Origin of the sequence: Methylobacterium segetis (genome assembly GCF_004348265.1) — a bacterium.
Taxonomy (GTDB): Bacteria; Pseudomonadota; Alphaproteobacteria; order Rhizobiales; family Beijerinckiaceae; genus Methylobacterium; species Methylobacterium segetis.
Window position 1 is genome coordinate 1 of record NZ_SMNT01000013.1, and the last position, 22,564, is coordinate 22,564.

The window sequence follows — 22,564 nt, forward strand, 5'->3', positions numbered from 1 at the left end:
CGGTGCGGCGTACCCCTACGGTGCGGCGTACCCCTACGGTGCGGCGTACCCCTACGGTGCGGCGTACCCCTACGGTGCGGCGTACCCCTACGGTGCGGCGTATCCCTACGGCGCGGCGTATCCCTACGGCGCGGCGTATCCCTACGGCGCGGCCTACCCCTACGCGGCGTGGGCGGGCTGGCCGGCGGTCGCGGGCCTGTGGACCGGCCTGGGCACGGGCGGCGACACGGTGACGGACGGTGGGGGCCTCAGCGGGATCGGGTCGCGCAAGGGCAAGCTGTTCTGGCGCTTCGACGCCGGGATCAGCCTGCCCACCCTCGGCGCGGTGACCGCCGACACGCTGCGGGCGCAGGCGCTGGGTGCGCGGGCATCTCTGATCTCGGGGATCGCGCACCGCCCGGTGCTGGCGCAGGATGTGATCCGCTCGATCCAGGGTGGGGACATCGTGCTGCGGGTCAGCGGCGACGAGGCCGGTGCGAGCCGGCCGCGCTACCGGACCTGGCTGTTCGACGAGGGGAAGGGCAACCTGGTCGAGCAGGCGCGGGAGGCGGAGGAGATCCTGTTCCTCACCCATCGCACCGGCGACCCCACGCGGCACGTTCCGTAAGCGAAAGGCCGGGGCGGAGAGACCCCTCCCGCCCCGGCCTTCCCCGAAAGCCTCCGGGCACCTCGCGGGCATTCGCGCGATCGTCCCGGCACCGCGCGTGCGTCGTCGAGGGCCGGGTTAATTCCCGCCTCCGTGGAACATACCAGCGGTTGTAGAGTCGCCCCACCGGTGTCCCAAACCGGAAAGGTGCCGCGCATGTTCATGAGGATCGACCGCCTCCAGGCCGAACTGCCCCAGCCGAAGAAGCCCGACCCGAACGCCGCAGCAGCCCTGCAGGAGCTCCTCGGCGGTAAATACGGCGAGATGTCCACGCTCGGGAACTACATGTTCCAGAGCTTCAACTTCCGGGACAAATCGAAGCTACGGCCGTTCTACAGCCTGGTATCGAGCATCTTCGCGGAAGAGCTCGGGCACGTGGAGCTGGTCTCGACCGGCGTCGCGATGCTCAACAACGGCACCGGTGATCAGACCGAGGATGTCGACGTCTCGAAGGCTCCCTTCGAGGAGATGAAGGACATCCGGCTTGCCGGCAGCTTCCTCAGCAACGGCGGCGGCGCCATGCCGATGAATTCCAACGCCGCGTCGTGGAACATGGACATGGTCACGACGACGGGCAACATCATCATCGATCTGCTGCACAACTTCCACTTGGAGTGCGGCGCCCGTCTCCACAAGCTGCGCGTCTACGAGACCCTGAAGGACCCCACGGGCCGCGAGGTCTGCGGCTACCTCCTCGTGCGGGGCTCGGTGCACGCGCACGCCTATGCCTTGGCGCTCAAGAAGCTCACCGGCGTCGAGATCGAGAAGATGCTGCCCACGCCCAACATCGTCCTCGACAAGATCCCCGAGTGTCAGAAGTACCTGCAGGAAGGTTCGCACCGGCGCCTCTACCGCTTCAGCCCGAGCGACTACCAAGAGGCCGCCGGAATCTGGTCGAACGACGAGGTGGCGCTTCCCGGCGACCCGCCGGGCAATTTGGAGGTGGTGGACGGGTTGCCCGAGGGCGGCAAGATTCCCGAGCTCGACGGAAATTACGGGGCCTTCGCCCCGAACTATGCGCCGGAGGAGATCTTCGAGGTGGCGAGCAAGCTCTATAAGAAGAGCCGCTGATCCAGGCCGGACCCGGCGCGGCCCGTGCCGCCCGGGTCCTTTCCAGCGAGGATGGAAGCATTGACGGATAAGGCCGCGATCCCGTTCGACCAGATCCGCGAGCGCGCCTACGAGATCTGGGAGCGCAACCACCGCCCGGCCGGGTTCGAGATCGAGTTCTGGCTTCTCGCCGAGCGCGAATTGCGGGCCGAGCGCGAGCGCAAGCGGGGCGGGGAAACGGGTGGCCGTTCCGGCGTGGAGGAGGCTTCGAGCTAGCCGGTGTCCGGGCCTGCGGAGCGGGGTGGAGAGGCTTGGGCCTCACTCCTTGCCGACGGACATCAGGAGGCGCTCGGTGCGCGCATCCTCGATCCGATTGACCATGCGCTTGGCCTCATGGACGTCGCGGACCGTCTTCGTGACGGTCACGCAGGACTGCACCAGCATCACGACGCCCATGGCGAGGTAGCCCTTCAGCCAGAAATCGACCGGCAGAAACAGGATGCCGAAGCCGACCATGGCGGCGGCACCGATGAAGGATGCGTAGGTGAAGCTGACCCAGGCGCTCGAGTGGCGGGGTGTCTCGTTGGTCATGGTCTTGTCCTTTTCAGTAGCGGGCGGGTTCCGTGATCAGGCGGGCTCGGCGGCAAGACCCGCCGAGCGGCGAAGGCGTTCGAGGATTGCGGTTCCGGTCGGCCGGTCGTCGTCGCCGAAGCCCTCGCGCCTCAGGCGCTCGGCGATGTCGGCGCCGGGCTCGGCCTCGGCGAGCGCCGCCTCGGTGTCGGAAGCCTCGGCCTGGAGCTCCCGAAGGCGTGCGAGTGTCGCCTCGGCCTCCCGCAGCGTCGCCGTTTCCTGCGGGCGGGTACCGGCGCCGAGGCGCCGCACGGCTTCGGAAGCCGCCGCGACCCGGCGGCCGCGCTCCAGCTCCGCTTGGCGGCGGCCGGCATCGGCCACCGTCTCACGGATGCGGGCGACCTCGGCCGCGAAGGTGGCGCGGGCGGTGCGGATCGCGTCCCGCTCCCTCTCCAGCTCCGCGATGGTCTCGGCGGCCTCCGCGGCGAGATCCTCACGACCGGCCCTGAGGGCGGCGACGGCACGAATCTCCAAATCGCTGGCCCGCGCCTCGGCGGCTTCGGCCCGGCGCGCCTCGGCCCGATCGCCGGCGATCGCGACGGCGAGGGCTTGGCGGCTGCGTTCCAGCGAGGCCCGGGTCTCCCGGATCTGCTGGTCGAGGATGAGGAGCGCATTCTGATTGAACAGGTCCTCGGCGGCGCGGGCGGCGGCGCCGCGGGCGAGGAGACGAAGCATCTTGAGCATCGGGTACTCCGCTGATTGAACGGTGTTCACACCCGATGTCTCGCAGACGTTTGAACGTCGTTCAAGTGCGTTTTTGCACGACGTGCAAAGAGGTAGGTCCGCGATTGGCCGTCCGCCTCGTTCGTCCATCTTCAGGACACAGCCCATCCGCCGCAGCCCCGATCGGCAACTGTCGACGCCTCGCCGAGTTGGCATCCGCGAGTTGCATTAAAGGCGAAAAGTGCAACCCGAAGTCCCGTAGCCCGCGGCCCGCGTTCGACGCGATGGTTCGAGCAAGCGCCGCCGACCCGAGAGACGAGCCCATGAACCGCATCCACAAGCCGCTCGACGAACAGGTGATCATCATCACCGGTGCTTCCAGCGGCATCGGCCTCGCCACGGCACGGATGGCGGCGGAGCGCGGGGCGCGGGTGGTGCTCGCTGCCCGTGACGGCGAGGCGCTCGCCCGGGTCCGGAGCGAGATCGAGGGGGCAGGCGGGCGCGCGATCGACGTGGTCGCCGATGTCGGCGTCCGAGCGGATGTCCAGGCCATCGCCGACCGGGCACTGGCCGAGTTCGGCGGTTTCGACACCTGGGTGAACGTCGCGGGGCTGACGATCTACGGCTACCTCTGGGAGGTCAGCGACGAGGACAGCGCGCGGCTCCTGCAGACGAACCTCTGGGGAACGATCCACGGGTCCCTCGTCGCGGTCGAGCACCTGCGGGAGCGCGGCGGCGCCCTGATCAATCTCGGCAGCGTCGCCTCGGACCTCGCCTTCCCGCTCCAGGGGATCTACTGCGCCAGCAAGCACGCGGTGAAGGGTTTCACCGACGCCTTGCGCATGGAACTGCTGCAGGTCGGGGCGCCCGTCTCCGTCACGCTGATCAAGCCCGGCTCGATCGACACCCCGCTGCCCCAGCGGGCCCGCAACTACACCGACCGGGAGCCGAAGCTGCCGCCTCCGGTCTACCCGCCCGAGGAGGTGGCGCACGCGATCCTTCACGCGGCCGTGCACCCGCAGCGGGACATATTCGTGGGCGGCGGCGGCAAGATCCTCGCGGGCCTGAAGGAATTCGCACCCGGCGCCTACGATCTCCTGGCGCCCGCCGTCACGAGCCTGCAGAAGCGGAACGAGGCGCCGCGCAACCCGGAGGGCGCGCTCCACCGGCCGAGCGGCGACGGGCAGGCGCATGGGAGCCATCCGGGCTACGTGATGCGCTCCAGCGCCTACACGCGGGCGAGCCTGAACCCGCTGGCCACCGCCGGGATGGTGGCCGCGGGCGTCGCGATGACCGCGGCCCTGATGCTGACGGGCGGCTCGCGCGGCGGGCGCCGGCCGTAGACGCCCGCACCCCCGGGCCGCATGTCCGACCGCGCCGACCCGTGATATGCCGGCCGCCGGGCTCGAGCTTGGCAGTCGGTGGGACATGGGGGACCGGGGATCAGGATGGGCGCTGGGCCGGGCGGCCTGCGCGCTGAGTCTCACCCTCGCCATGTCGCTCGCGGCTTTGGCGGCCCGCGCGGAGGCATTCGATCCGCGCATCCTGCCGGCCAAGCCTCGCTACGTGCGCAACGCCGCCTGCCGGCCCGTCACGATCGCCATGCCGCCGGCGACCCACCGCCTGCCCGGCAGCAACCGGATCTCGCCGCGCCCGGCCGACATTCCGGTCGGCCAGGGCGACAGCGCCATCTGCTTCGCCTACGCCACCGCCGACATGATCTCCCAGCGCGTCGGTGTGGCCGTCTCCCCCCTCGACGTCGCCGCGAAGTTCTACTTCGCCGATCCGGCTCGCCTGTCGGAGATCGGCGACACCCGGATTCGGGACCACCTGCGAGCCCATCCGGCGTATCTCGCCGACATCGCCTGGAGCCGCAACGCCGCCGATATCAGCCACGACGGCAACCCGCAGCTGCAACCCTATTTCGACAAGCTGGAGGGCGGCGAAGAGGACGCGGCGGCGCTTCTCTACAATCTCGGCGGCCTCTGCGAGGAGCGGGACCTGCCCTCGCACGAGGGCTACGCGCACTTCACGCCCTATTTCGCGGCGCTCCGCTACAGCGCCCCGGTGCGGGCGCCGAACATGAGCTTCCGCAGCGTCGGCTCTACCGTCGACAAGCTGCGCAGCCGCCGCGCCGATGCGGTCAACGCCGCGTGGCTCGCGCAGGCCGAGGCGCTCTGCCGGCGCCGGCCGCCGCCGGTGCCGCTGCTGCCGGTCTCCTTCCGGATCGCCGCCAACCAGCTCGCGTTCATGGAGATGCTGGAGGAGGGCCGGGCGCCGGCCCCGGCAACCGTCACGCGCATGCTGGCCATGGTCGATTACGCCCTCGACCATGGCCGCGCGCCCACCGTCGGCTACAGCTGGTACGTGCTGGAAGAGCGCGATCCCAAGGACCCGGACGTCGCCGCCGACCATTCGAGCGCGATCGTCGCCCGCCGGCGTGAGGCGGGCGCCTGCCAGTACCTCGTCCAGGACAACACCGGCGAATATTGCGCCCGCATGCGCGCGGGCATCCGCGAGCGCTGCGATAACGGGCGCGTCTGGCTCACCGAGGACGAGCTGAAGCGGACGCTCTACAGCGTGATCTATCTGCGCTGAGGCGGGGCGTCCGCGCGCTGCGCGCGCGCCTTAATCCCGGTCGCTCCTTCGGGACGGACGCCCGCGCGCAGCCACGGTTGGACGGCTCCGAGAGGGCTGAGGCGGGGTCCGATGCGAGCTCAGGCCACGAGCCCGACGAGCCAGTGGCAGGCTGCGGCGATGAGGGCGGCGGCGGGCAGCGTCACCACCCAGGCCACGACGATGTTGCCGGCCACCCCCCAGCGCACCGCCGACGTGCGCCGCGCCGCTCCGACGCCGACGATCGCGCCCGTGATCGTGTGCGTCGTCGAGACCGGCACGCCGAGCCAGGTCGCCGTGAACAGGGTGATGGCGCCCCCGGTCTCCGCGCAGAATCCCTGCATCGGGTTCAGGCGGGTGATCTTCGAGCCCATCGTGTGGACGATCCGCCAGCCGCCGAAGAGCGTGCCGAGCGCCATCGCCGCCTGGCAGGAGATCACGACCCAGAGGGGGACGTGGAACTCGCCCCCGAGATGGCCCTGCGAGTAGAGCAGCACGGCGATGATGCCCATCGTCTTCTGGGCGTCGTTTCCGCCGTGCCCCAGCGAGTAGAGGGAGGCCGAGACGAATTGCAGGGTGCGGAAGGTGTTGTCGACGGCGAAGGGCGTCGCCCGCACGAAGATCCACGAGACGATCAGCACGAGGATGAGCGCGAGCAGCAGCCCGAAGAGCGGCGAGAGCACGATCGCGGCCGCCGTCTTGGTCAGGCCGCCCCAGATCACGGCGTCGAATCCGCCCTTCGCCACGCCCGCCCCGACGAGCCCGCCGATCAGGGCGTGCGAACTGCTGGAGGGGATGCCGAGGATCCAGGTGGCGACGTTCCAGGCGATGGCACCGACGAGGGCGCTGAAGATCACGCGCGCGTCGATGATGCCCGCATCGACGATGCCGGTGCCCAGCGTTTGGGCGACGTGCAGGCCGAAGAACAGGAACGCGATGAAGTTGAAGAACGCGGCCCAGAACACCGCGTATTGCGGCCGCAGGACCCGCGTCGAGACGATCGTCGCGATCGAGTTCGCGGCGTCGTGCAGGCCGTTGAGGAAATCGAACAGCAGCGCGACGCCGATCAGGCCCACGAGCAGGGGGAAGGCGAGGGCAGCGTCTGTCATGGCTTGCCCTACACGTTCTCGATCACGATGCCGCTGATCTCGTTGGCGACGTCCTCGAAGCGATCGACCACTTTCTCCAAGTGCTCGTAGATCTCGCTACCGATCAGGTAGGCCATCGGGTTCGACTGCCCGTGCTCGCGAAACAGCGCCTTCAGCCCCTGCTCGTGCAACTCGTCCGAGCGGCCCTCCACCCGGGTGATCTGCTCGGTGAGGGCGCTCAGCCGCGTCGCGTGCGTGCCGACGCCCTTGAGGAGCGGAATCGCCTCGGCGGTCAGGTTGGCGGCCTCGACGATCGTGCCGCCCATCTCCTGCATCAGCGGGTCGAAGCTGCGCATCTCGAAGAGCGTGATGGTCTTCACCGTCTTGTGCATCTGGTCGATGGCGTCGTCCATGGACTGGATCAGGTCCTTGATGTCGCCGCGGTCGAAGGGCGTGATGAAGCTGCGCCGCACGGCGAGCAGCACCTCCCGCGTGATCTCGTCCGCCTCGTTCTCCCGCTCGCTGATGACGCGGCACCAGCGCGGCACCGCCTCGCCGCCCTTCAGCGCCTCCTGCAGCGCCGCCGCGCCGGCCACCAGCGTCTCGGAATGTTTGGCGAACAGGTCGAAGAACCGGTCTTCCCGGGGCATCAAGGCCCGAAACCACCCCAGCATCCAGGCCCTCCGAAACGCGATACGATCTCGCCCGAGATCTCTTCCCCGACCGTGTTGTTGTTCCACATCCCGCGGCGTGGCAAGACGGTTCCCGATGGCGAACGACAAGCACAAACGCTACACCGCCTATCTCGTTGCCGTGACGCCCGTCTCAGAGAGCGACAGCCAGCCGGCCGACGCGGTCTACGCGGCCGTCCTGCAGAGTCCGGGCGAGGCGCTGGCGGCGGTCCGGGCCCTGCTGGAGGGGGAAGGGCGCATCGCCGTCGTCGGCAGCCTGTCCCCTCGGACGACGAAGGCCATCAATCTCCGCCCCGGCGAGGTCCGCGCGATCTGAGGAGGGGCCGGGTGAAGGGGGCGATGACGCGGCATCGGGCGGGGCAGCCCCCGGGTGTTCCGCGCAGGTGTGGGCCGGCGCGGGACCGCGGATGGGGGGCGCTCGGATGAGCCCGCATTCCAACCGCAGCCGCTCCGTCGTCGTGGGCGCCCTCGGGATCTTCGAGATCCTCTCCTGGGGCTCGACCTTCTACCTCCTCTCCGTTCTCGCGGCACCGATCGCGGCGGAAACGGGCTGGCCCCTCGCCGGCGTCGTCGGCGGCCTCTCGGCGGGCCTCCTCGTGGCGGGCCTCGTCTCGCCGCGGATCGGCGAGGCCGTCGACCGGCGCGGCGGCCGGCCGGTCCTGGCCTTCTCGGCCTTGGTCACGGCGTCCGGCCTCGTCGTCCTCGCCCTCGCACCGGCTCTGCCCGCCTTCCTCGGCGGCTGGCTGCTCCTCGGCCTCGGCATGGGAACGGGGCTCTACGACCCCGCCTTCGCGACGCTCGGCCGTCTCTACGGCAGCGAAGCGCGGCCGGCGATCACGGCGCTGACCCTCTGGGGCGGCTTCGCCAGCACGGTGAGTTGGCCGCTCTCCGCCTTCCTAGTGGAGCAGGCCGGCTGGCGCGGCACCTGCCTCGCCTATGCCGGCCTGCAGCTCTGCGTGGCCCTGCCGCTCGTGCTCGCGCTCGTACCGAACCCGGCCCCGTACCCCCTCCGCAAGGGGGAGCCTTCCGCCCCGGTTCCGACGGCTCTCGGCGGTCGGGAGCGCAGGGCCTTCCTCCTGATGGCCGGCGTGCTGACGCTCGGCGGGACCGTGATGACACTCGCCTCGGTGCATCTCGTCACGCTGCTCCAGGCTCGCGGCGTGCCGCTCGCCTCCGCGGTGACCTACGGTGCCCTGATCGGTCCGTCGCAGGTGGCCGCGCGGATCCTCGAGATGGCGGGACGGGGCCGGTATCATCCCCTCTGGACGCTCACCGCCGCGATGAGCCTGATCGCGCTGGGCATCCTGCTCCTCGCCAATGGGTTGCCCGCCGTGGCGCTGGCGCTCGTCCTCTACGGCGCCGGCAACGGCATCTACTCGATTGCCCGTGGCACCGTCCCGCTCGCCCTTTTCGGGCCGGAACGCTACGCGAGGCTGATCGGGCGCCTGGCGCGGCCGGGGCTGGTGGCGCAGGCTCTGGCGCCCCTCGTCGGCGCCTTCGTGGTGACAGAAGGCGGGGCCGACGCATTGTTCGCGATCCTCGCCGCCCTCGCGCTCGCGAATGTCGGTCTCGTCGGAGCGCTCTGGCGAGTGCGCTAGCGCAGGTCTAAGCGGGGCGGGTTCCGGCTCGCCTGAAGAGAATGCGCTGCATCAAGAGGTTGGGGCAGCGTCCATGATTCGGCGATCATGCAAGCGTCTCTACGAGAGCCGGGCCACGCCGCGGCTGATGTAGCTCAGCGGGCGCGGGCTCCGGGGCATGTAGAACGCGTCGAGTTCGGGAAGCGAGAAGCCCGCCGACCGGAAGTTGTCCGCGACCGGCCGCGTGAGGTTGCAGCCCACCGCCAGCGCCCGCCAGAGCGGGTTCAGCCGCCGCTGCCAGCGCGCGACGCCGGCGTCCGGGGCGAGCCCGTGCTCCACGAAGAGCACGCTCCCGCCCGGGCGCAGCACGCGCCGGATCTCCGACAGGCACCGCGCCGGATCCGCGACCGAGCAGAGCGTGAAGGTGACCAGCGCCGTGTCGATCGTGGCGTCGGCCAGGGGCAGATCCTCCGCGGGGGCCTGACGGATATCGAGCGCAACCCGGGCGGCGCGGCGGCGCTCCGCTCCGAGCCGCAGGAAGGCGGCGCTCGGATCCACGCCGATCACCCGCGTCACCCGCTCCGGATCGTAGTAGGGCAGGTTGAGGCCCGGTCCGAACCCGATCTCGAGGACGGTGCCGCTGGCTCGCGGCACCAGCCGCTCGCGCTCGGCGGCAATGTCGGCCAGGCCGCAGAGGCAGCCGACGAGGCGCGGGCCCAGATGCCGCTCGTAGAAGCCCATGTCGTCCTCCCGCCTCGTGAACTCGCCTCCCGAACCGGGCGGCGATCTCCGGGTGCGGCGCGAGAAGGACCGCGCCAGCTGCGCATGTCCCGCAGCGATCGGCACCGCGGGTCGGCCGCGAAGCCGGGCAGGTCGAGCCCCTCGCGGACGATGAGGGCCTCGCGACAACCGTCCGGATCGCCGCGCCTTCAGACGTAGTGCCGGAACACCACCTCGCCGGGAGCACGGGGCGGGAGGGTCCGGTCGCGTTCCGCGGCGCCGATCACTGCGCGGCCGGCCGCCGTGAGGATCCGTGACATCGGCTGCAGGAGCCGGCGGAGCGGGCGGGCAGCGGGCATGCAGGCCTCCTCTCGACGCTCCCGAACGGAGCAGGGACGGTCATAACCTCTCAAGGTTGCCGAGGTGTTTCTTCTCCCCTCCCTGATTGTTTCGTGATCCGGTCCCGCCGCGGCGACCGATCCGGGGCCTATGTGTTACGGGGCCGGCGCGGGCCGGGCGGAGCGTGGAGATCGCGGGGCGGTGTCGGAGCGGGTGCAGGGGAATGGCCGAAACGGTGCCGCGCTTCGGCCGATGCGGGTTGCGGCGGGCAGGGGCTCCCTCGTCCTGCACCTGATCATCGTGCTCGTCCTGCTCGCCACCGCGCTCGCCGCCGGAGGCACGCTCCACGCGACGAGCTACTGGGTGGTGCTCGCGGTCTACGCGGTCTGTTCCATCGGTCTCGGCCTCGCGGATCGGCACGACGCTCCTGCCGAACCCGGCGAGGAGGAGGGCGCCTCCAAGGCGGAATGGCTCGCCCGCGCCTCTACCCTGCTCAATGCCGGCATCGCCCTCTACCTCGTCGTCGAGCACATGATGGCGGGTGCCGGCACGGGGGCGGAGGACGCGGTCGCAGCGGTCAGCCGGTTGCCGGCCTTCCTGCTCCTCCTCCAGACCGGCCTCGCCATGCGGGTCGCGCACACGATCCTCTTCTCCGGACTGGTGACGCTCGCCTGGGGCGGCACCATCGTGTTCGCCGCCCTCGTCCCGGAGAGCGGACTTCTCGGGCCGCAGATCTCGCTGACGGAGGAGGTCTCCGGCCTCCTCACCTTCCTCGCAGCGAGTCTCGTCGTGATCGACGGGACGAGGCGCCTGCGCGCGGCCGTGGCGACGGCGCTGCGCGTCGAGCACGAGAAGGCGGTGCTCGCACGCTTCGTACCCGGCAAGGTCGCCGCCGACCTTGCCCGGGAAGGGGGGCTCGGCTCCGCGAAGTTGCGCCACGCCTGCCTGTTCGCCCTCGACATCCGCGGCTTCTCGGCCTTCACGCGGGCGCAGGCTCGGGACGACGTGGTGCGTGCCCTCCTCGACATCCGCGCGCTGACCCATGCGGCCGTGACGGAGGAGGGGGGCATCGTCGACAAGTATGTCGGCGATGCCATCCTCGCGCTCTTCGTGTCGGGACGGGCGGAGGATCAGGCCCGCGCCGCCCTGCGCAGCGCGCGCACGATCGGGCGGCGGCTCCGGGACCTCAACCGGGAGCGGGAAGAGGACGGGGCGCCCCCCCTGTCGATCATCGTCGCCCTGCATGCCGGCGACGTGCTCGTCGGCGTGTTCGACGACGGATTCCGGGCCGAGTTCACCGTTCTCGGAACCGCCATGAATCAGCTCGCCCGCATCGAGAGCCGGGCCAAGGCCGCCGGTCTCGAGTTGGCGGTATCGAAGGATTTTGCCCGTCTGCTCGAGAAGGATCCGGACGAGGGTCCCAGGCTCAGGCCGGTCCGCGAGCAGGACGGCGCGAGCCAGGCGCTGCCCCTCCTCACCCTCGACTGAAACGGGCCACCCATCAAGGTGAGCCGCATGCGACCCGCGCCGCCGCACGCGGGCGCGATGCCTGCCGGCAGATCAGGTCGAGAAGAGCTCGGTCATTTCCGGTATTTGGCATGCCAGGGACGAGCCTGATCGATGCGCCGAGCCGGCGTGCTTTAATCCTGTTCTGGATTTTCCGGATCAATTATCTCGTGCGTCGCGTCACACGAAAGACTTACGCGCGGGATTAAAGCAGATTAGGTCCGGTGTGACTTATGTCACTTGAGTAAAATTGATCTTTCTCTATCTAGAACATCATCAGATTTCAGCCGATCATTCGACTGATCATCCCAACAAGCGACAGGAGTTTGCAGATGACGTTCTACGCCGCGACCGCCGCCCTCGCGCTGATGATCGGCCTCGCCGGACCGGCGGCCGCAGAGGGAAGCCGCCAGCCCGCGGGTGGCGCCCATATGAGTTCCTTCGTGCACCACCCCGAGCACGACCCGCGCTCGCTCTACTCGCAGCGCCGCGCGACCGGACAGATCCTCGGGCAGCCGATGCTCTCCGAGCGTGCGGGTGCCCATCGCGCGGCTCCCCGTGTCGTCGAGCCGCACTGGGCGTCAGGCTGGCGGGTGCGTTGAGCCGCGGACATCGGTGAGGGCGACGAGGATGCGGCGGGGCTGAATGACGGGTGACATGCAGGAGAGGGGTCAGCGCCGTGGGGTCGCGGCCGAGGTGGAGCGGCAACTCGCCGTGTGCCGCTCCCGGTGCCGCAGCGAGGCGGTGCGGCCCGCGGTCGCGCTCACCATCGGGCAGTGGCGAACGGTGGAATCGATCCTTCACGCCGAGATCGGCCAGTGGCACGAAGGTCGCGGCATCGATCCCGCGAGCGGGGACACCGGCTTCATCGTGCTGGCGGCGGTCCGCTACAGCCTGAGCCGCCCGCGCGACGCGGCGAGGCTGTGCACGGGCTGGCTCCGCACGCACTGGAACCATCTGAGGGAACGGGACAGGGCCGACATCCTCGCCGACATCCTGCGCCACAGCGCCGAGGCGGGCGGTGAGACGGGGTCCGACGAGGCGGATCCCTGGACCGAGTTCGCCGAATGGGTCCGCGCGGAGCGGGCGGAGGCCGACGAGCCGGCACTCGCGCCCCTCGCCAATTACCGCCTCGGCATCCTCGCCCGGTCGCCCCGCGGCTACGCGCCCAGCGACACGCAGATCCAGGCCCTGCGCAATCGGGGCCTCGTCGAGCCGACGGGGCGCCTCGATGCGGAGGGGCGGCGCGAATGGACGATCACGCAAGCCGGCCGCAACGCCCTCGACCGGCAACCCTGAACACCCAACCACCGGAGAATCCCATGCTTCGCCTTGTCGGCACCGCCGGGCTCGCCGGCCTGATCGCCGGTCTCGTGGGCACGGCCGTCGCGGATACCCGCGCCCGCCCCGTCGAGCAGCTGGCGGAGTGGATGATCTACCCCGGACCCCACGGGGAACTGCTCGGTGTGGAGGTGCCCGTGGAGCGGCCGACGCCCCAGCGCCCCATCCCGCACCAGGGCAGCCAGACCTCTGCCGTTTCGGCCCATTGAGAACGGATCCCGGAGAAGTAGAGGGCCTGACGACGACCATGCCGAGCACGCACTACGCCGCCGCCCTCCTGATGACCGGCCTCTTCCTGAGCCCGGCAAGCGCCTCCGAGGCGGTCACCGGGATCGGCGGCGGCCCGGAGACGACGATCACGGCGCCGTTCACGGCGCCCTCCGGCCAGACCGTGCCACCGGGTGCGGCCTCCGCGCCGACGAGCGATCCCACCGAGCGGACGCGGCGACAGAGAGAGCTCGACCCAATTCTCGACGGAATCTGCGCTGGCTGCCGATGAGAGGGCGCCGAGGCCCGGAGAGGGGGGTGAGGCGCTTCCGAGTGGGAAAACGCTGCGCCTTTTAACCTGGGTCAACCAAAAGCGCCTTCTCGCGCGCTAGCTAGATTTCGCCCTCGGTACAACCAGGGCGAGCGCTAGCGGCGGGCAACGTCCGGGCGCTCCGGAGCGTGGAGCGGGGCAAGGACGCGTGGTTTCGGCTGCCGAACAGTCGCTGAATGTTCTCTGCCGAAAGCTGGAGACCATCGGGGCGCTGACGCCGCAGGAACGTCAGGCCATCGCCGGGCTGCCGGCCACCGTGCGCGTCCTGTCGGCGGGGCAGGACATCGCTCGCGACGGGGACCGCTCGGGCCAGTGCTGCCTCGTCCTCCAGGGCTGGGCCTGCCGCTACAAGCTGCTGTCGCGCGGACGCCGGCAGATCTTCTCCTTCCACATTCCCGGCGACATTCCTGATCTGGAGGGGCTCCAGAGGCCGGTGATGGACCACAGCGTCGCGACGCTGACCAAGGCGACGATCGCCTGCATCTCGCACGAGGCTCTCCGAGAGCTGATCGCGACCCATCCCGGGCTTGCCGCCATCTTCTGGCGCAGCGCCTTCATCGATGCGGCGGTCCTGCGGGCCTGGATGCTCGGTCTCGGGCGCCGCTCCGCCTTCGAGAACATGGCGCACCTGTTCTGCGAATTGTACCTCAAGCTGCGCGCTGTGGGCCTCGCGGGGGACGGACGCTGCCCGATGCCGGTCACGCAGGTCGATCTCGGCGACGCGCTCGGGCTGTCGAACGTCCACGTCAACCGCGTCCTGCAAACCCTGCGGGGGCAGAAGCTGGTCAGCCTGCAGAACAGCACCCTGGTGCTCGAGGATTGGCAGGCTCTCGTCCGGATCTCCGAGTTCGATCCCGCCTATCTCGGGCTCGAACGGTAGCATGGCGCGGCCCGGCTGTTCGGGACCGCCGCACCGCACTCTCCCGACAATCCTTGCCTCATCCCGGTTCGTCGAGGCTCGAGGGTGGCGACGCCGTCGGCAAGGGGCGCACGGACCGGCCTCAGGGTGTCCCGGACGAGGTGATGGAGTAACGACAACACTCACGGTTGCTGCCGGCGGGCGGTCCCCGCAGGCGTCTCGGTGTTCCACGATGCTGATGGGTGGGAACCGCGGTCGCACCGTTCTGTTCTTCTCCCGCGTCTCGGGGGAGGGGGACATGCCGCGCTATTTCATCGACTCGGACGACGGGGAGCTGCATGTTCACGACGAGGAAGGGCAGGACTTGCCCGACGCCGTGACCGCACAACGCCTCGCGACGGCCATGCTGCCCGATATGGCGCGCGAGAAGATCACCGAAGGCGAGGGCCGCGTCTTCCTGGTTCGCGTGCGCGACGAGGCGGGAGCGATCCTCTACCGCGGCACGCTCAGCTTCGCCGGCGAGTGGGCGAAGCCCGATCGCTCATCCTAGCAGCGGCCAGGGTCCGGCAAGGGCCGCAATCAGGGCGAGCGCGCAGAACACGGCGCCCGAGAGCGCCAACCGCCTGTCGACGGAGCGCCGTGCGTTGTCGTTCGCGGCACGGCGGCGGCGCGGTGTCAGATGACGCTCCAGAACGGGGCAGGCATCAACGAGCCGCAGCGATACTGGGCCGCGCAATCCGGCAAACATTCCCACGCCTCCCGACGACCGGGCGCCCCGATCCGTGTCGCCGCCTGCCCTCGAAGGAAGCGAGGCGGGCCGGGTCGTCGGGCATTCCGTTCCACGGACAGGCTACGGCCGATCGCGGCCCGGCGTCAAAGCCGTTTCCGGACCTCCCTGCCGGATCGGTTCGGGCGCTCGCACCCCGCCCTTCATTCGAGGGGGCGCGTGTCGCTCTCGAGTTCCTTGGCGAGTTCCCGGCCGATCTGAAACAGGAGCAGGTCGAACACCGCCTGGAGCGTCGGATCCCCGATCTGCCGGATCGCTTCGCGGGCTTCGAGGCAGCGCGCGGCGGCGCGCGCCGCCGCGCTGGCGGATTCGGCGCCGTCGTGTGTGGAGGCGTGCGGCATGGGCGTGTCCCCTTCGAGGAGCCTGGGCGTCGGACGCCTCAGGCGGAGCGGCGGCGCGGGGCCTCGATACGGCGGGACCGATCGACGGTCTCGATGTCGAGGACCGACCGCGTGAGGCCGAAGATCTGGCGGTGCGTCTCGATCGTCTCGGGCAGCAGGCGCGCGCAGATCGGGAGGATCGTCGAGCCGTCGTAGGGGCAGGGGAGCGCCAGCGCCTCGACATCCCAGCCGAAGGTCATCAGGCGGCTCACCAGAATCGGGTGCGTCTGGACAAGCAGGCCTTCCAGGCCGAGGAATTCGGCCGCCTCGGCCACCGCCGTGAAGGAGGGGCCGGAGACCGCATCGGCCCCGCGGCTGCTCTCACGCTTGCCCGGTGCGACGGCGCAGCGCGTCCACTCGTAGATCCGCGGCCCGGACGGGGCAGGCGCGCCCTTCAGGATCTCGGGGTAGAGATGGGTCTGCAGGTGCGGCTGGGTGGTGGGCAGAAGGCGGGAATAGGAGACGACCTCCTCTCCGTCGAGCCCCACGACATGGTAGCACTCGGGCGTGTCGAACGCGTCGGTCTCGCGCCCGTCCGGCCTGCGGCAGGCTTCCCATTTCAGGTGCTCGACGAAGAAATCGTGGCGAAACCGGTAGACCCTGTCCATCAGGCCCGGATCCTCCGACCCGGCCTCACCGCTCAACAGCTTGAACATGCTCGCGCGCTCCTGCCTTCCTCCGCGGCAGGGTCGGGCAGGTGAGGGCGCCGGCGTATTCGTAGATTTACGGAGTGGAAGCGGGTGCCCGCGTCAGGCTATGATCCCGCGCCGCAGCGCCTCGGCGATCGACTGGACGCGGTTGACGGCGTTGAGCTTGCGGGCGGCGCTCGCGAGATGCGCCTCCACCGTGCGCGCGGAGATCGTCAGGATCTGCGACGTGTCCCAGGCGCTCTTTCCCGCTGCCGACCATTTCAGGCACTCGATCTCGCGCTCGGTAAGGCCGCTGATCGGGTCGCCGCCACCCTTGCCGCGGAAGGCCGAGACGGCGCGCGCCTTCGACATCGCGTAGATCGCCACGAGGTGAAGGCCGGCCCGCTCGTCCTCGGACAGGCTCAGCCGCTCGCCGCCGAAGCTGACCCCGGCCTCCCGTCCATCGAGATCGTGGAACGGTACGCAGAAGCCGTCCTTCAGGCCGACGCCGCGCGCCTCGTCCATCACGAGGATGCCGCGGGCGTCGGCGTGTACCCGTGCCGCCTCCGTCCACAGGAAAGGCTCGGCCGTCTGGCGGATCTGCCGGATCACCGGATCCTGGTGCAGGTAACCCTGGCGGTGATAGCGCCGCGACCACGCGTCCGGCCAGCCCGTGATCATCGCGCAATCGAGCAGGCCCTCGGCCTCGGTCTGGGGCAAGCCTCCGATCAGGAAGGCGTCGTAGCCGAAGACCTCCCCCGCCGCCCGCAACTCGGCGTAGACGTCCGCGCGCGACTTCGTGGCCCGCAGACGGTGGATGATGTCGAACGAGGTCTGTCGGATATCGGGCACGCAGGACGATCGCGATGGAGACCGCTGATTGTACCAAACCAGAAACACACGAGATAGTTTAACGTGGTGTCCTCACCAGGGCTGGATGACGCCCGGGGAAATTGTATGAACAGGCTCGTTTTCCTCCTCGGTAGGCGCCGGGTCTTCCTGACGCGGTGCTCGCCCCCTGCATCCCGCCATGTCGGGCCGTGCCCGAGCCCCCGTTCGGAGAGGTGAGCCGCGATGTCGAAAGACTACGAGTGGGAGCTGCTTCACAGGATCGCGGCGGCGCTCGAAATGAATCCGGCCCTGTTCTTCGGTGATCCGCCGCCGCCCGCGCGCATGGACGGGGATGGTGCGCCGCCCTCGAACGGTGCGGCTGCGCCCCCAATCGAGCGCAAGCGCCTGCTCGACAGCCTGCGGCTGCACAAGGCCTTCGAGGCGATCCAGGACGAGGACGCGCGCCTCGAGGCGTTGCGCGCGGTCGAGGCCATCTGCCGCCGGCAGACGGAGGGGCGCGCCGAGCCGGTTCTCGGGGGACGCGCCGCGGACGGGCCGGATCCGGATTAGGAGAGAGTCCGACTCGGCCGTCTCAAGCGGCCCGAGTCCCCGCCGAAGCGGATGGGACCTCGTCCGTGCTGCGGCCTCGCTCCGCCAGGGCCCGCAACGAGGCGACCATCGCGTCGGTCCGCGCGTCGAGATCGGCATCCTCGCGCCAATCGGCGCCCCGCCGCCGCATCAGCACGAACGCCGCGAGTGCGGCGCACAGGCTGCCGCCGAGCGGCGCACCGAGGATCGCGATCAGGAAACCCTGCGGGGCCAGGGCCGCGCCGGTCATCAGGCCGCCGGCTATCGCCATCGCCATCAGCACGAACATGAGCACCTCCCAAGCCTGCATCATGCACGCTTCCGGAAGAGGCCGGCGATTTCCCTGCCGTCAGGGTGAGCGAGACGTTAAACGGTTGGACGCCGCGTCAATCGACGCATTTCCCCGCCGAGACGAAGGGCGCTGCCGTATCCTCGGTGCTGAGGCGCGCGAGGGAGAAGCGCAGGCTGGACGCATCGATCGCGAAAATCACCTTCCGGTCGGCCGAGCGGCAGTAGGTCATCTTCGATTTGCCCTCCTCCGCCGTGGTGCAGCGGTAGATGCCGGGGTAGCCGCCCTTCACGAACATGGTGTCGTCCGAGATCTCGACGTCGAAGCGCCGCGATTCCTGCCGCGCGGCCGTGACGCTCGCCTCGCTGCCCGTCAGGGCGACCTTGGCGTCCTCCGCGCAGAAGTAGCGGATCTCTTCCGCAAGCGGATGGCCGGTCCCGATCAGCACGGCTGCGATCGCCAGTGCGGTTCTCGTCATGTCCCGCTGCCCCCAAATAGCCGCAGCCTCCAACGTCTGCTGCGATATGCGGTTGCATACAGGATACAGGATTTTGCCCGGCCGCGCGCAAAGCATCGCGCGGCCGGAGCAATGGGTGCGTAGCGGGGGCCTAGCGGGTCACGCCCGTGATCGCTTCGGCGGCGTCGAGCATGTCCTTCATCGCCTTCGAGGCCGCGCGGTAGGCCGGCGTGCCGCTGTCCCAGTCGCTGCGCGCGATGGCTTGGACCATCTGCTCGGCCTCGCGCAGGGCTGCCTCCTCGGCGCGGCCGAAAGCCGGGAGTGCCGGGTGCCCGGCCTCCGGGCCCTGCGCCAGGATCTGGCTCAGCCGAAGCGTCTGACCGGGCCGCATCGCGGCCGCGCCCGGCTCGGGCGGAGTGAAGCCCGCCAGGATCCGCGCGAGCCGGCGCTTCCAGGTTCCGATGTCGGCGGGCAGGCGCAGCAGCGGGTAGACCGGGTCGGGCTCCGCGACGGCGTCGAGGGCGGTCTGGGCCGTATTCTCCGCCTTGGCGAGCCGTTCGGTGATGCTGTCGATCTCGGTGCGCGTCTTGGCGGACTTCTCGGCGATCTCCTGGACGTTGCGCGCGATCTCCTCCGTCGCCGTGCGCTGCTGGCCAAGCGTCTGGGCGAGGGCGTGGGTGAGGCTGCTCGTCTCGGTGATGCCGGTCTCGGCCTCGGCGATGCGCGAGCCGAGTTGCGCGACGATGCTACCTCCGCTTGCCACCGCCTCGCGGCTCTCGCCCACCGCCTCCGAGATCAACGCCATCTCGGTCTGGAGCGTGCCGAGCCAGGAGCGGATCTCCTCCGTCGACTTCGCCGTCTGCCCGGAGAGCGCCTTCACTTCGGCGGCGACGACGGCGAAGCCGCGCCCCGCCTCGCCGGCGCGGGCCGCCTCGATCGTCGCGTTGAGCGCGAGCAGGTTCGTCTGGCCGGAAATGCCGGCAATGGTGGCCGCCATCGTCCCGATCTGCGCGATGGCTCCCTGGAGCACCTTGAGGCGTTCGTCGATCTGCATCGTCCGATCGTGGATCGCTTGCATCGCCTCCCGGGTCTGCTGCACGTCGCGCAGACAGAGCGTCATCGCGGCCTGCGCCTCCTGCGCGCGGGCTCCGGCGCCCTCGGAGGTTTCCGCGACCTGCGCGATCGAGGCGACCATCTCCTCGGTGGCGCTGGCGATGGTCTGCGAGGAGCCCGCGATCTGGCCGACATCGTAGGTGGTCCAGCCCACGTTGATGGCGGCCTCCGACGCTTCCCGGCCGAGCCGCGCGATGGCGGAGAGATCGCGCCGCCGGCTCGCACTCCGGGCGGTCTCGAGACGGCGCAGCGCGTCCGATACCGGGCCGGCCGGCAGATCGGCGGCGGAAAGATTCTGGCTCGTGATCAGCCGCTCGACAGCGGCGAGGAGACGCGCCTCCTCCCGGATCGGCTGCGGCTCCGATGTCAGGGGCTCGGCCGGCGCCTGTGATGCGCGAAAGCTCCCGATGGCCGACCGAAACATGCTGCGCTCCCTCCGCAATTCTTCGTGGGCAGGATGAGCCTGGATCGTTAATTTCTACCTGACGTTGGTGCTGCGCCGGCTATGCGGTCGGTACGGAGGCAGGCGATGGGGGGATCGGTTTCATCGGCGAGGCGTTTGCAGGAATAGCGACGCTTCGCGGGGGCCGATGATGCAGAGGTTCATGGGGATCGCCGCCGAGGAGGTCGAGGCCTTGGCCGAGGCCGCGCGCGACGCGATCAATCTCCGTCTGAAGTCCCTGCCCGACGGGGGCGGGGCGGGCTTCTGGGAAGCGGTGTCGAAGTCTTACGGCCGTGGCTTCGCCGAGATCGCCGCGGGTCTCTGCGGCCCCGTCGAGGCGGCGATCGAGGATGGCACCCGGGAGCCGGAAGCCGCGGCCTGACCATATTCAGCGGCGGCGCACACCTCTTCGGCCTCGGTCCGAATCCACAGCCTTGCCGACACAGGCATTCTCACGCGCGAGCCGCACGGGGCGGGTCCGATCAGGGCGCAGCGCCGTGCGCGGGGTCGGCGCCCGGGACCACGCTCAAGGATGCCGATGGCTTCAGCAGCCGACACAGATGCCTGTGTCGAGGCTGCGATCGAGCCGTGTGCGCCCGCTCCGGATGCCGCCCGGGTGGTGCGGGCCGGAGGCGCCGAAGCCGTGGCCGCGCCGCAGGATCACCGGGGCCGTATAGCCGGCGTCGGGCCGAAACAGGACGTTGCGCTGCATATCCATGCGCAGCGCGCTTCGATCCGCCTGCTGCTGCTGCTGGAGCGACCGGATCTGGGCTTGGCCCGCGAGGGCGTCGTTGATGCTGTTCAGGTTCGAGCTCGGCAGCCCCTGCGCCTGGGCCGGCAGGGCATGCGCGAGGGCGAGAGCGGCGAGCAGGTAGAGGGGCGAAGCGCGCATGACGGTCCTCGTCATTTGGGCGGGCCGGGGATGCTGGAATGACGCGGAGCCCGACCCTCCGGTTCCCGCGGGGGTGCCCGACTCGATGCGGCCGCCGGTGTGCTCTCCTGTAACCGGCTTCCGATGGGTTGAGCTAGGCCTGATTAGTACGCAAGTGTAGGTTTTCGTGCCGGGAAATACTGATAAAATACTTTTCGCGTTGGAAATAAACGGGCAAGTGTAGATGCCCCTCGACATATCCTGCCCGATGATGGTCCGATTGGCGGCGCTGCTTGAGGACGAGCAGCTCCTGAGGGGCAACCCGAAGCGCGATGATCTCTTCTTCGCGATCTCCGCGCTGCTGGCGGAAGCCCTTCAGGATGGCGCCGACGAGCGGACCCTGAAGGCGATCCGCGCCGCGCTCGCCATCGCCGACCTGAGCTTCCTGCCGCCGGCCGGCCTGGAAATCGGGCGCGGCTGAACTGTGCTACTTCAAGGCCGGCAACGGGCGCGGGGCCCCGATTTCGCGCCGAATGCGGGTCAGCGCCGCGTGGAGATCGACTCCGGCGATCGGCGTCCGCAGGCGCGCCGCCCTGCCTGATCGCACAGCTCGCGGGGGCTGTCCCGCCCGTCCGCCGGGAAGGCCGTGCGCTCCTCCTCCGGCTCCTCCGCGCCGATGAAGGCCGGGACCGGCCGGGTGACGTCGAAGACGAACTTGCTGCCTCCGAGGGCATCGGTCACTTCGTGGACCAGCATCTGCGCGTTCCTCCGGGTGCCGGCCGCCGCCCGCTTCGCGGAACCGCCGGTTCTGTAAGGCATGACGGCGCGCGGAGAGAATCGTTCCGGCGGCCGTGAGATTTCCCGGGCCGCCTCGGATCAGGGCGTGTCGATCAGGTCCTTCCGGCGCGAAATGCCGAGCTTGCGGAAGATGGTGTGGGTGTGAACCTTCACCGTGTTCTCGGCGAGGTGGAGAAGGTGTGCGATGTCGCGGTTGCTGCGCCCGGCGCGCAGGTGGCCGAGCACGTCGTTCTGCCGAGCCGTCAAGCCCGCGTCCCGGCCCTGCCGAAGCGGCGAGCTTTCGCTCGCGCGCTCGTCCGGCTTCGGCGCCGGCAGGCGGCTGAGCGAGGACGGGACGAAGACGCCTCCCTCGCAGATCCTGGCGACCGCGGCCGCGAGCGCCTCGGGCGGCAGATCCGCGGGGAGGTAGCCATGTGCGCCGGCCTGCAGGCAGGCGAGCACGTCATCCCGCTCGTCCGTAGCTGCGATCACCACCACGCGCAGGCCCGGGAAGACGAGACGCAGGTCGAGCAGGGTTGCCGTGCGCCCCGCCTCGAAATCCTGACCATCGAGCATCGCGAGCGCGACGTCGGCCCGGCTACTGACGACGCGGCGCGCCTCGGAGAGGGAGGAGCACTCGATCACCTCGACGAAGCAACCCCGGGCGCGCACGAGGGCGACAAGGGCGTGCCGACGCTCGTCGTTCCCGGATGCGATGAGCGCGACGCGCGCGAGCTTCAACATGGCCGCCACCGGTCCTCACCGAGCGGCATCCTGAGCGCGCGGGATGTCGACAGGGTTCCACGCGGCCCGGGCGCGGGATACGGCACAAGGTGGGAGACTTCCTCCGACGATGGTCCGAAACCGTCGTTTCATTTCCGACTCGCGCCGAGCCGATACGGCGGGAGCGAGCGAAAAACTCATTTCCGACGGTGGGCGCTCGGCCCGCTGGATCGCGCGCGGACGGCATGCATATCGAGGAACGGCTTAGATGCCTGACCGAAGGCTTTCCGGGTGGCGGTACGATCCGGCCTCACAGTCCCCGTCGCATGCTGCAGGCGCAACGCCCGCGCGCTCACGCGCGACTGTTCCGGGTGGGAGCGCACTGTGGCCGACGAGCGGCGACGCTCTCGGA

The 22,564-nt window shown here is 69.9% G+C and carries 32 protein-coding genes; 17 read left to right on the forward strand and 15 right to left on the reverse strand.

Annotated elements, in window-relative coordinates; translation table 11 throughout:
• The 3 genes from E1J50_RS27765 to E1J50_RS05280 all read left to right on the forward strand — a co-directional run.
• Nucleotides 1–607, forward strand: a 607-nt coding sequence (locus tag E1J50_RS27765; RefSeq protein ID WP_207919151.1) for a sulfur globule family protein, incomplete at its 5' end; no start/stop codon positions are given.
• A gap of 195 nt (nt 608–802) precedes the next feature.
• Entirely contained in the window at nt 803–1,717 is a 915-nt protein-coding gene (locus E1J50_RS05275) for a manganese catalase family protein (RefSeq protein WP_132251121.1), read from the forward strand.
• 51 nt (nt 1,718–1,768) lie between these two features.
• Nucleotides 1,769–1,972, forward strand: a complete 204-nt coding sequence (locus E1J50_RS05280) for a DUF2934 domain-containing protein (RefSeq protein WP_132251123.1) — start codon at nt 1,769–1,771, stop codon at nt 1,970–1,972.
• Nucleotides 1,973–2,014: 42 nt separating this feature from the next.
• Here E1J50_RS05280 and E1J50_RS05285 read toward each other — a convergent pair whose 3' ends face one another.
• Both E1J50_RS05285 and E1J50_RS05290 read right to left on the reverse strand, forming a co-directional pair.
• On the reverse strand, nt 2,015–2,287 hold the full coding sequence (locus E1J50_RS05285; protein WP_132251125.1) for a YiaA/YiaB family inner membrane protein: 273 nt from the start codon (nt 2,285–2,287) through the stop codon (nt 2,015–2,017).
• Nucleotides 2,288–2,323: 36 nt separating this feature from the next.
• Complete coding sequence (locus E1J50_RS05290) at nt 2,324–3,010, reverse strand: PspA/IM30 family protein (protein WP_132251127.1); 687 nt, start codon at nt 3,008–3,010, stop codon at nt 2,324–2,326.
• A gap of 302 nt (nt 3,011–3,312) precedes the next feature.
• Here E1J50_RS05290 and E1J50_RS05295 point away from each other — a divergent pair, with 302 nt between their 5' ends.
• Nucleotides 3,313–4,332: an SDR family oxidoreductase gene (locus E1J50_RS05295; RefSeq protein ID WP_132251129.1), complete on the forward strand. Its 1,020-nt coding sequence runs from the start codon at nt 3,313–3,315 to the stop codon at nt 4,330–4,332.
• A gap of 85 nt (nt 4,333–4,417) precedes the next feature.
• Nucleotides 4,418–5,587, forward strand: coding sequence for a hypothetical protein (locus E1J50_RS05300; RefSeq protein ID WP_132251131.1), 1,170 nt, complete (start codon nt 4,418–4,420; stop codon nt 5,585–5,587).
• Between the two features lie 119 nt (nt 5,588–5,706).
• Here the strand turns inward: E1J50_RS05300 and E1J50_RS05305 are convergent, their stop codons facing one another.
• Both E1J50_RS05305 and E1J50_RS05310 read right to left on the reverse strand, forming a co-directional pair.
• Complete coding sequence (locus E1J50_RS05305; protein WP_132251133.1) at nt 5,707–6,714, reverse strand: inorganic phosphate transporter; 1,008 nt, start codon at nt 6,712–6,714, stop codon at nt 5,707–5,709.
• 8 nt (nt 6,715–6,722) lie between these two features.
• Nucleotides 6,723–7,367 carry a DUF47 domain-containing protein gene (locus E1J50_RS05310; RefSeq protein ID WP_132251135.1) on the reverse strand — a complete coding sequence of 215 codons (645 nt, stop codon included), beginning with the start codon at nt 7,365–7,367 and terminating at the stop codon, nt 6,723–6,725.
• A 94-nt stretch (nt 7,368–7,461) separates the two neighbouring features.
• On the opposite strand from E1J50_RS05310, the gene E1J50_RS05315 reads away from it, so the two are divergent.
• Together E1J50_RS05315 and E1J50_RS05320 are read left to right on the forward strand one after the other, a co-directional pair.
• Complete coding sequence (locus tag E1J50_RS05315; protein WP_132251137.1) at nt 7,462–7,701, forward strand: hypothetical protein; 240 nt, start codon at nt 7,462–7,464, stop codon at nt 7,699–7,701.
• 106 nt (nt 7,702–7,807) lie between these two features.
• Entirely contained in the window at nt 7,808–8,983 is a 1,176-nt protein-coding gene (locus tag E1J50_RS05320; RefSeq protein WP_132251139.1) for an MFS transporter, read from the forward strand.
• Between the two features lie 99 nt (nt 8,984–9,082).
• Here the strand turns inward: E1J50_RS05320 and E1J50_RS05325 are convergent, their stop codons facing one another.
• Together E1J50_RS05325 and E1J50_RS27140 are read right to left on the reverse strand one after the other, a co-directional pair.
• Nucleotides 9,083–9,703, reverse strand: a complete 621-nt coding sequence (locus E1J50_RS05325; protein ID WP_132251141.1) for a class I SAM-dependent methyltransferase — start codon at nt 9,701–9,703, stop codon at nt 9,083–9,085.
• 188 nt (nt 9,704–9,891) lie between these two features.
• Nucleotides 9,892–10,041 (reverse strand): hypothetical protein, encoded by a 150-nt coding sequence (locus tag E1J50_RS27140; RefSeq protein WP_165937785.1) that lies wholly within the window; start codon nt 10,039–10,041, stop codon nt 9,892–9,894.
• Nucleotides 10,042–10,273: 232 nt separating this feature from the next.
• Between E1J50_RS27140 and E1J50_RS05330 the strand changes: the two genes are divergently transcribed.
• From E1J50_RS05330 to E1J50_RS05360, 7 genes are all read left to right on the forward strand, one after another.
• Entirely contained in the window at nt 10,274–11,509 is a 1,236-nt protein-coding gene (locus E1J50_RS05330; RefSeq protein WP_245516439.1) for an adenylate/guanylate cyclase domain-containing protein, read from the forward strand.
• 350 nt (nt 11,510–11,859) lie between these two features.
• Nucleotides 11,860–12,129 (forward strand): hypothetical protein, encoded by a 270-nt coding sequence (locus E1J50_RS05335; protein ID WP_207919152.1) that lies wholly within the window; start codon nt 11,860–11,862, stop codon nt 12,127–12,129.
• A 43-nt stretch (nt 12,130–12,172) separates the two neighbouring features.
• Nucleotides 12,173–12,826 carry a hypothetical protein gene (locus E1J50_RS05340; protein ID WP_132251143.1) on the forward strand — a complete coding sequence of 218 codons (654 nt, stop codon included), beginning with the start codon at nt 12,173–12,175 and terminating at the stop codon, nt 12,824–12,826.
• A 23-nt stretch (nt 12,827–12,849) separates the two neighbouring features.
• Nucleotides 12,850–13,077, forward strand: a complete 228-nt coding sequence (locus E1J50_RS05345) for a hypothetical protein (protein WP_132251145.1) — start codon at nt 12,850–12,852, stop codon at nt 13,075–13,077.
• A gap of 38 nt (nt 13,078–13,115) precedes the next feature.
• A complete protein-coding gene (locus E1J50_RS05350) occupies nt 13,116–13,367 on the forward strand; it encodes a hypothetical protein (protein WP_132251147.1) in 252 nt (83 codons plus the stop codon).
• A 187-nt stretch (nt 13,368–13,554) separates the two neighbouring features.
• On the forward strand, nt 13,555–14,286 hold the full coding sequence (locus E1J50_RS05355; RefSeq protein WP_132251149.1) for a Crp/Fnr family transcriptional regulator: 732 nt from the start codon (nt 13,555–13,557) through the stop codon (nt 14,284–14,286).
• Between the two features lie 277 nt (nt 14,287–14,563).
• Entirely contained in the window at nt 14,564–14,815 is a 252-nt protein-coding gene (locus tag E1J50_RS05360) for a DUF6894 family protein (protein WP_132251151.1), read from the forward strand.
• Between the two features lie 380 nt (nt 14,816–15,195).
• Here E1J50_RS05360 and E1J50_RS05365 read toward each other — a convergent pair whose 3' ends face one another.
• The 3 genes from E1J50_RS05365 to E1J50_RS05375 all read right to left on the reverse strand — a co-directional run bounded on the left by E1J50_RS05365 (nt 15,196) and on the right by E1J50_RS05375 (nt 16,913).
• Entirely contained in the window at nt 15,196–15,393 is a 198-nt protein-coding gene (locus E1J50_RS05365) for a hypothetical protein (RefSeq protein ID WP_132251153.1), read from the reverse strand.
• A 38-nt stretch (nt 15,394–15,431) separates the two neighbouring features.
• Entirely contained in the window at nt 15,432–16,088 is a 657-nt protein-coding gene (locus tag E1J50_RS05370) for an acyl-homoserine-lactone synthase (RefSeq protein WP_132251155.1), read from the reverse strand.
• 93 nt (nt 16,089–16,181) lie between these two features.
• Complete coding sequence (locus tag E1J50_RS05375; protein WP_132251157.1) at nt 16,182–16,913, reverse strand: helix-turn-helix transcriptional regulator; 732 nt, start codon at nt 16,911–16,913, stop codon at nt 16,182–16,184.
• Between the two features lie 222 nt (nt 16,914–17,135).
• Here E1J50_RS05375 and E1J50_RS05380 point away from each other — a divergent pair, with 222 nt between their 5' ends.
• Entirely contained in the window at nt 17,136–17,462 is a 327-nt protein-coding gene (locus E1J50_RS05380; RefSeq protein ID WP_132251159.1) for a hypothetical protein, read from the forward strand.
• A 22-nt stretch (nt 17,463–17,484) separates the two neighbouring features.
• Here E1J50_RS05380 and E1J50_RS05385 read toward each other — a convergent pair whose 3' ends face one another.
• The 3 genes from E1J50_RS05385 to E1J50_RS05395 all read right to left on the reverse strand — a co-directional run bounded on the left by E1J50_RS05385 (nt 17,485) and on the right by E1J50_RS05395 (nt 19,763).
• Entirely contained in the window at nt 17,485–17,793 is a 309-nt protein-coding gene (locus E1J50_RS05385; RefSeq protein ID WP_132251161.1) for a hypothetical protein, read from the reverse strand.
• Nucleotides 17,794–17,866: 73 nt separating this feature from the next.
• Nucleotides 17,867–18,247 carry a hypothetical protein gene (locus E1J50_RS05390; protein WP_132251163.1) on the reverse strand — a complete coding sequence of 127 codons (381 nt, stop codon included), beginning with the start codon at nt 18,245–18,247 and terminating at the stop codon, nt 17,867–17,869.
• Between the two features lie 130 nt (nt 18,248–18,377).
• On the reverse strand, nt 18,378–19,763 hold the full coding sequence (locus E1J50_RS05395; protein ID WP_132251165.1) for a methyl-accepting chemotaxis protein: 1,386 nt from the start codon (nt 19,761–19,763) through the stop codon (nt 18,378–18,380).
• A gap of 166 nt (nt 19,764–19,929) precedes the next feature.
• Here E1J50_RS05395 and E1J50_RS05400 point away from each other — a divergent pair, with 166 nt between their 5' ends.
• Nucleotides 19,930–20,163: a hypothetical protein gene (locus E1J50_RS05400; RefSeq protein ID WP_165937786.1), complete on the forward strand. Its 234-nt coding sequence runs from the start codon at nt 19,930–19,932 to the stop codon at nt 20,161–20,163.
• 162 nt (nt 20,164–20,325) lie between these two features.
• Here the strand turns inward: E1J50_RS05400 and E1J50_RS05405 are convergent, their stop codons facing one another.
• Complete coding sequence (locus tag E1J50_RS05405; protein ID WP_132251169.1) at nt 20,326–20,673, reverse strand: hypothetical protein; 348 nt, start codon at nt 20,671–20,673, stop codon at nt 20,326–20,328.
• A 223-nt stretch (nt 20,674–20,896) separates the two neighbouring features.
• On the opposite strand from E1J50_RS05405, the gene E1J50_RS05410 reads away from it, so the two are divergent.
• Entirely contained in the window at nt 20,897–21,133 is a 237-nt protein-coding gene (locus tag E1J50_RS05410) for a hypothetical protein (RefSeq protein ID WP_132251171.1), read from the forward strand.
• A gap of 59 nt (nt 21,134–21,192) precedes the next feature.
• Here E1J50_RS05410 and E1J50_RS05415 read toward each other — a convergent pair whose 3' ends face one another.
• Together E1J50_RS05415 and E1J50_RS05420 are read right to left on the reverse strand one after the other, a co-directional pair.
• Nucleotides 21,193–21,408, reverse strand: coding sequence for a hypothetical protein (locus E1J50_RS05415; protein WP_132251173.1), 216 nt, complete (start codon nt 21,406–21,408; stop codon nt 21,193–21,195).
• Nucleotides 21,409–21,528: 120 nt separating this feature from the next.
• On the reverse strand, nt 21,529–22,173 hold the full coding sequence (locus E1J50_RS05420) for a response regulator transcription factor (RefSeq protein ID WP_132251175.1): 645 nt from the start codon (nt 22,171–22,173) through the stop codon (nt 21,529–21,531).
• Nucleotides 22,174–22,564: the final 391 nt, after the last annotated feature.

Coding starts and splice junctions, on each gene's coding strand:
- E1J50_RS05305 (WP_132251133.1), bottom strand. CDS start 6,714: ATGACAGACGCTGCCCTCGCCTTCCCCCTGCTCGTGGGCCTGATCGGC.
- E1J50_RS05315 (WP_132251137.1), top strand. CDS start 7,462: ATGGCGAACGACAAGCACAAACGCTACACCGCCTATCTCGTTGCCGTG.
- E1J50_RS05290 (WP_132251127.1), bottom strand. CDS start 3,010: ATGCTCAAGATGCTTCGTCTCCTCGCCCGCGGCGCCGCCGCCCGCGCC.
- E1J50_RS05415 (WP_132251173.1), bottom strand. CDS start 21,408: ATGCTGGTCCACGAAGTGACCGATGCCCTCGGAGGCAGCAAGTTCGTC.
- E1J50_RS05360 (WP_132251151.1), top strand. CDS start 14,564: ATGCCGCGCTATTTCATCGACTCGGACGACGGGGAGCTGCATGTTCAC.
- E1J50_RS27140 (WP_165937785.1), bottom strand. CDS start 10,041: ATGCCCGCTGCCCGCCCGCTCCGCCGGCTCCTGCAGCCGATGTCACGG.
- E1J50_RS05330 (WP_245516439.1), top strand. CDS start 10,274: ATGCGGGTTGCGGCGGGCAGGGGCTCCCTCGTCCTGCACCTGATCATC.
- E1J50_RS05345 (WP_132251145.1), top strand. CDS start 12,850: ATGCTTCGCCTTGTCGGCACCGCCGGGCTCGCCGGCCTGATCGCCGGT.
- E1J50_RS05310 (WP_132251135.1), bottom strand. CDS start 7,367: ATGCTGGGGTGGTTTCGGGCCTTGATGCCCCGGGAAGACCGGTTCTTC.
- E1J50_RS05380 (WP_132251159.1), top strand. CDS start 17,136: ATGTCGAAAGACTACGAGTGGGAGCTGCTTCACAGGATCGCGGCGGCG.
- E1J50_RS05335 (WP_207919152.1), top strand. CDS start 11,860: ATGACGTTCTACGCCGCGACCGCCGCCCTCGCGCTGATGATCGGCCTC.
- E1J50_RS05295 (WP_132251129.1), top strand. CDS start 3,313: ATGAACCGCATCCACAAGCCGCTCGACGAACAGGTGATCATCATCACC.
- E1J50_RS05365 (WP_132251153.1), bottom strand. CDS start 15,393: ATGCCGCACGCCTCCACACACGACGGCGCCGAATCCGCCAGCGCGGCG.
- E1J50_RS05320 (WP_132251139.1), top strand. CDS start 7,808: ATGAGCCCGCATTCCAACCGCAGCCGCTCCGTCGTCGTGGGCGCCCTC.
- E1J50_RS05385 (WP_132251161.1), bottom strand. CDS start 17,793: ATGATGCAGGCTTGGGAGGTGCTCATGTTCGTGCTGATGGCGATGGCG.
- E1J50_RS05285 (WP_132251125.1), bottom strand. CDS start 2,287: ATGACCAACGAGACACCCCGCCACTCGAGCGCCTGGGTCAGCTTCACC.
- E1J50_RS05405 (WP_132251169.1), bottom strand. CDS start 20,673: ATGCGCGCTTCGCCCCTCTACCTGCTCGCCGCTCTCGCCCTCGCGCAT.
- E1J50_RS05400 (WP_165937786.1), top strand. CDS start 19,930: ATGATGCAGAGGTTCATGGGGATCGCCGCCGAGGAGGTCGAGGCCTTG.
- E1J50_RS05390 (WP_132251163.1), bottom strand. CDS start 18,247: ATGACGAGAACCGCACTGGCGATCGCAGCCGTGCTGATCGGGACCGGC.
- E1J50_RS05350 (WP_132251147.1), top strand. CDS start 13,116: ATGCCGAGCACGCACTACGCCGCCGCCCTCCTGATGACCGGCCTCTTC.
- E1J50_RS05325 (WP_132251141.1), bottom strand. CDS start 9,703: ATGGGCTTCTACGAGCGGCATCTGGGCCCGCGCCTCGTCGGCTGCCTC.
- E1J50_RS05370 (WP_132251155.1), bottom strand. CDS start 16,088: ATGTTCAAGCTGTTGAGCGGTGAGGCCGGGTCGGAGGATCCGGGCCTG.
- E1J50_RS05280 (WP_132251123.1), top strand. CDS start 1,769: ATGGAAGCATTGACGGATAAGGCCGCGATCCCGTTCGACCAGATCCGC.
- E1J50_RS05395 (WP_132251165.1), bottom strand. CDS start 19,763: ATGTTTCGGTCGGCCATCGGGAGCTTTCGCGCATCACAGGCGCCGGCC.
- E1J50_RS05420 (WP_132251175.1), bottom strand. CDS start 22,173: ATGTTGAAGCTCGCGCGCGTCGCGCTCATCGCATCCGGGAACGACGAG.
- E1J50_RS05275 (WP_132251121.1), top strand. CDS start 803: ATGTTCATGAGGATCGACCGCCTCCAGGCCGAACTGCCCCAGCCGAAG.
- E1J50_RS05410 (WP_132251171.1), top strand. CDS start 20,897: ATGCCCCTCGACATATCCTGCCCGATGATGGTCCGATTGGCGGCGCTG.
- E1J50_RS05340 (WP_132251143.1), top strand. CDS start 12,173: ATGACGGGTGACATGCAGGAGAGGGGTCAGCGCCGTGGGGTCGCGGCC.
- E1J50_RS05300 (WP_132251131.1), top strand. CDS start 4,418: ATGGGGGACCGGGGATCAGGATGGGCGCTGGGCCGGGCGGCCTGCGCG.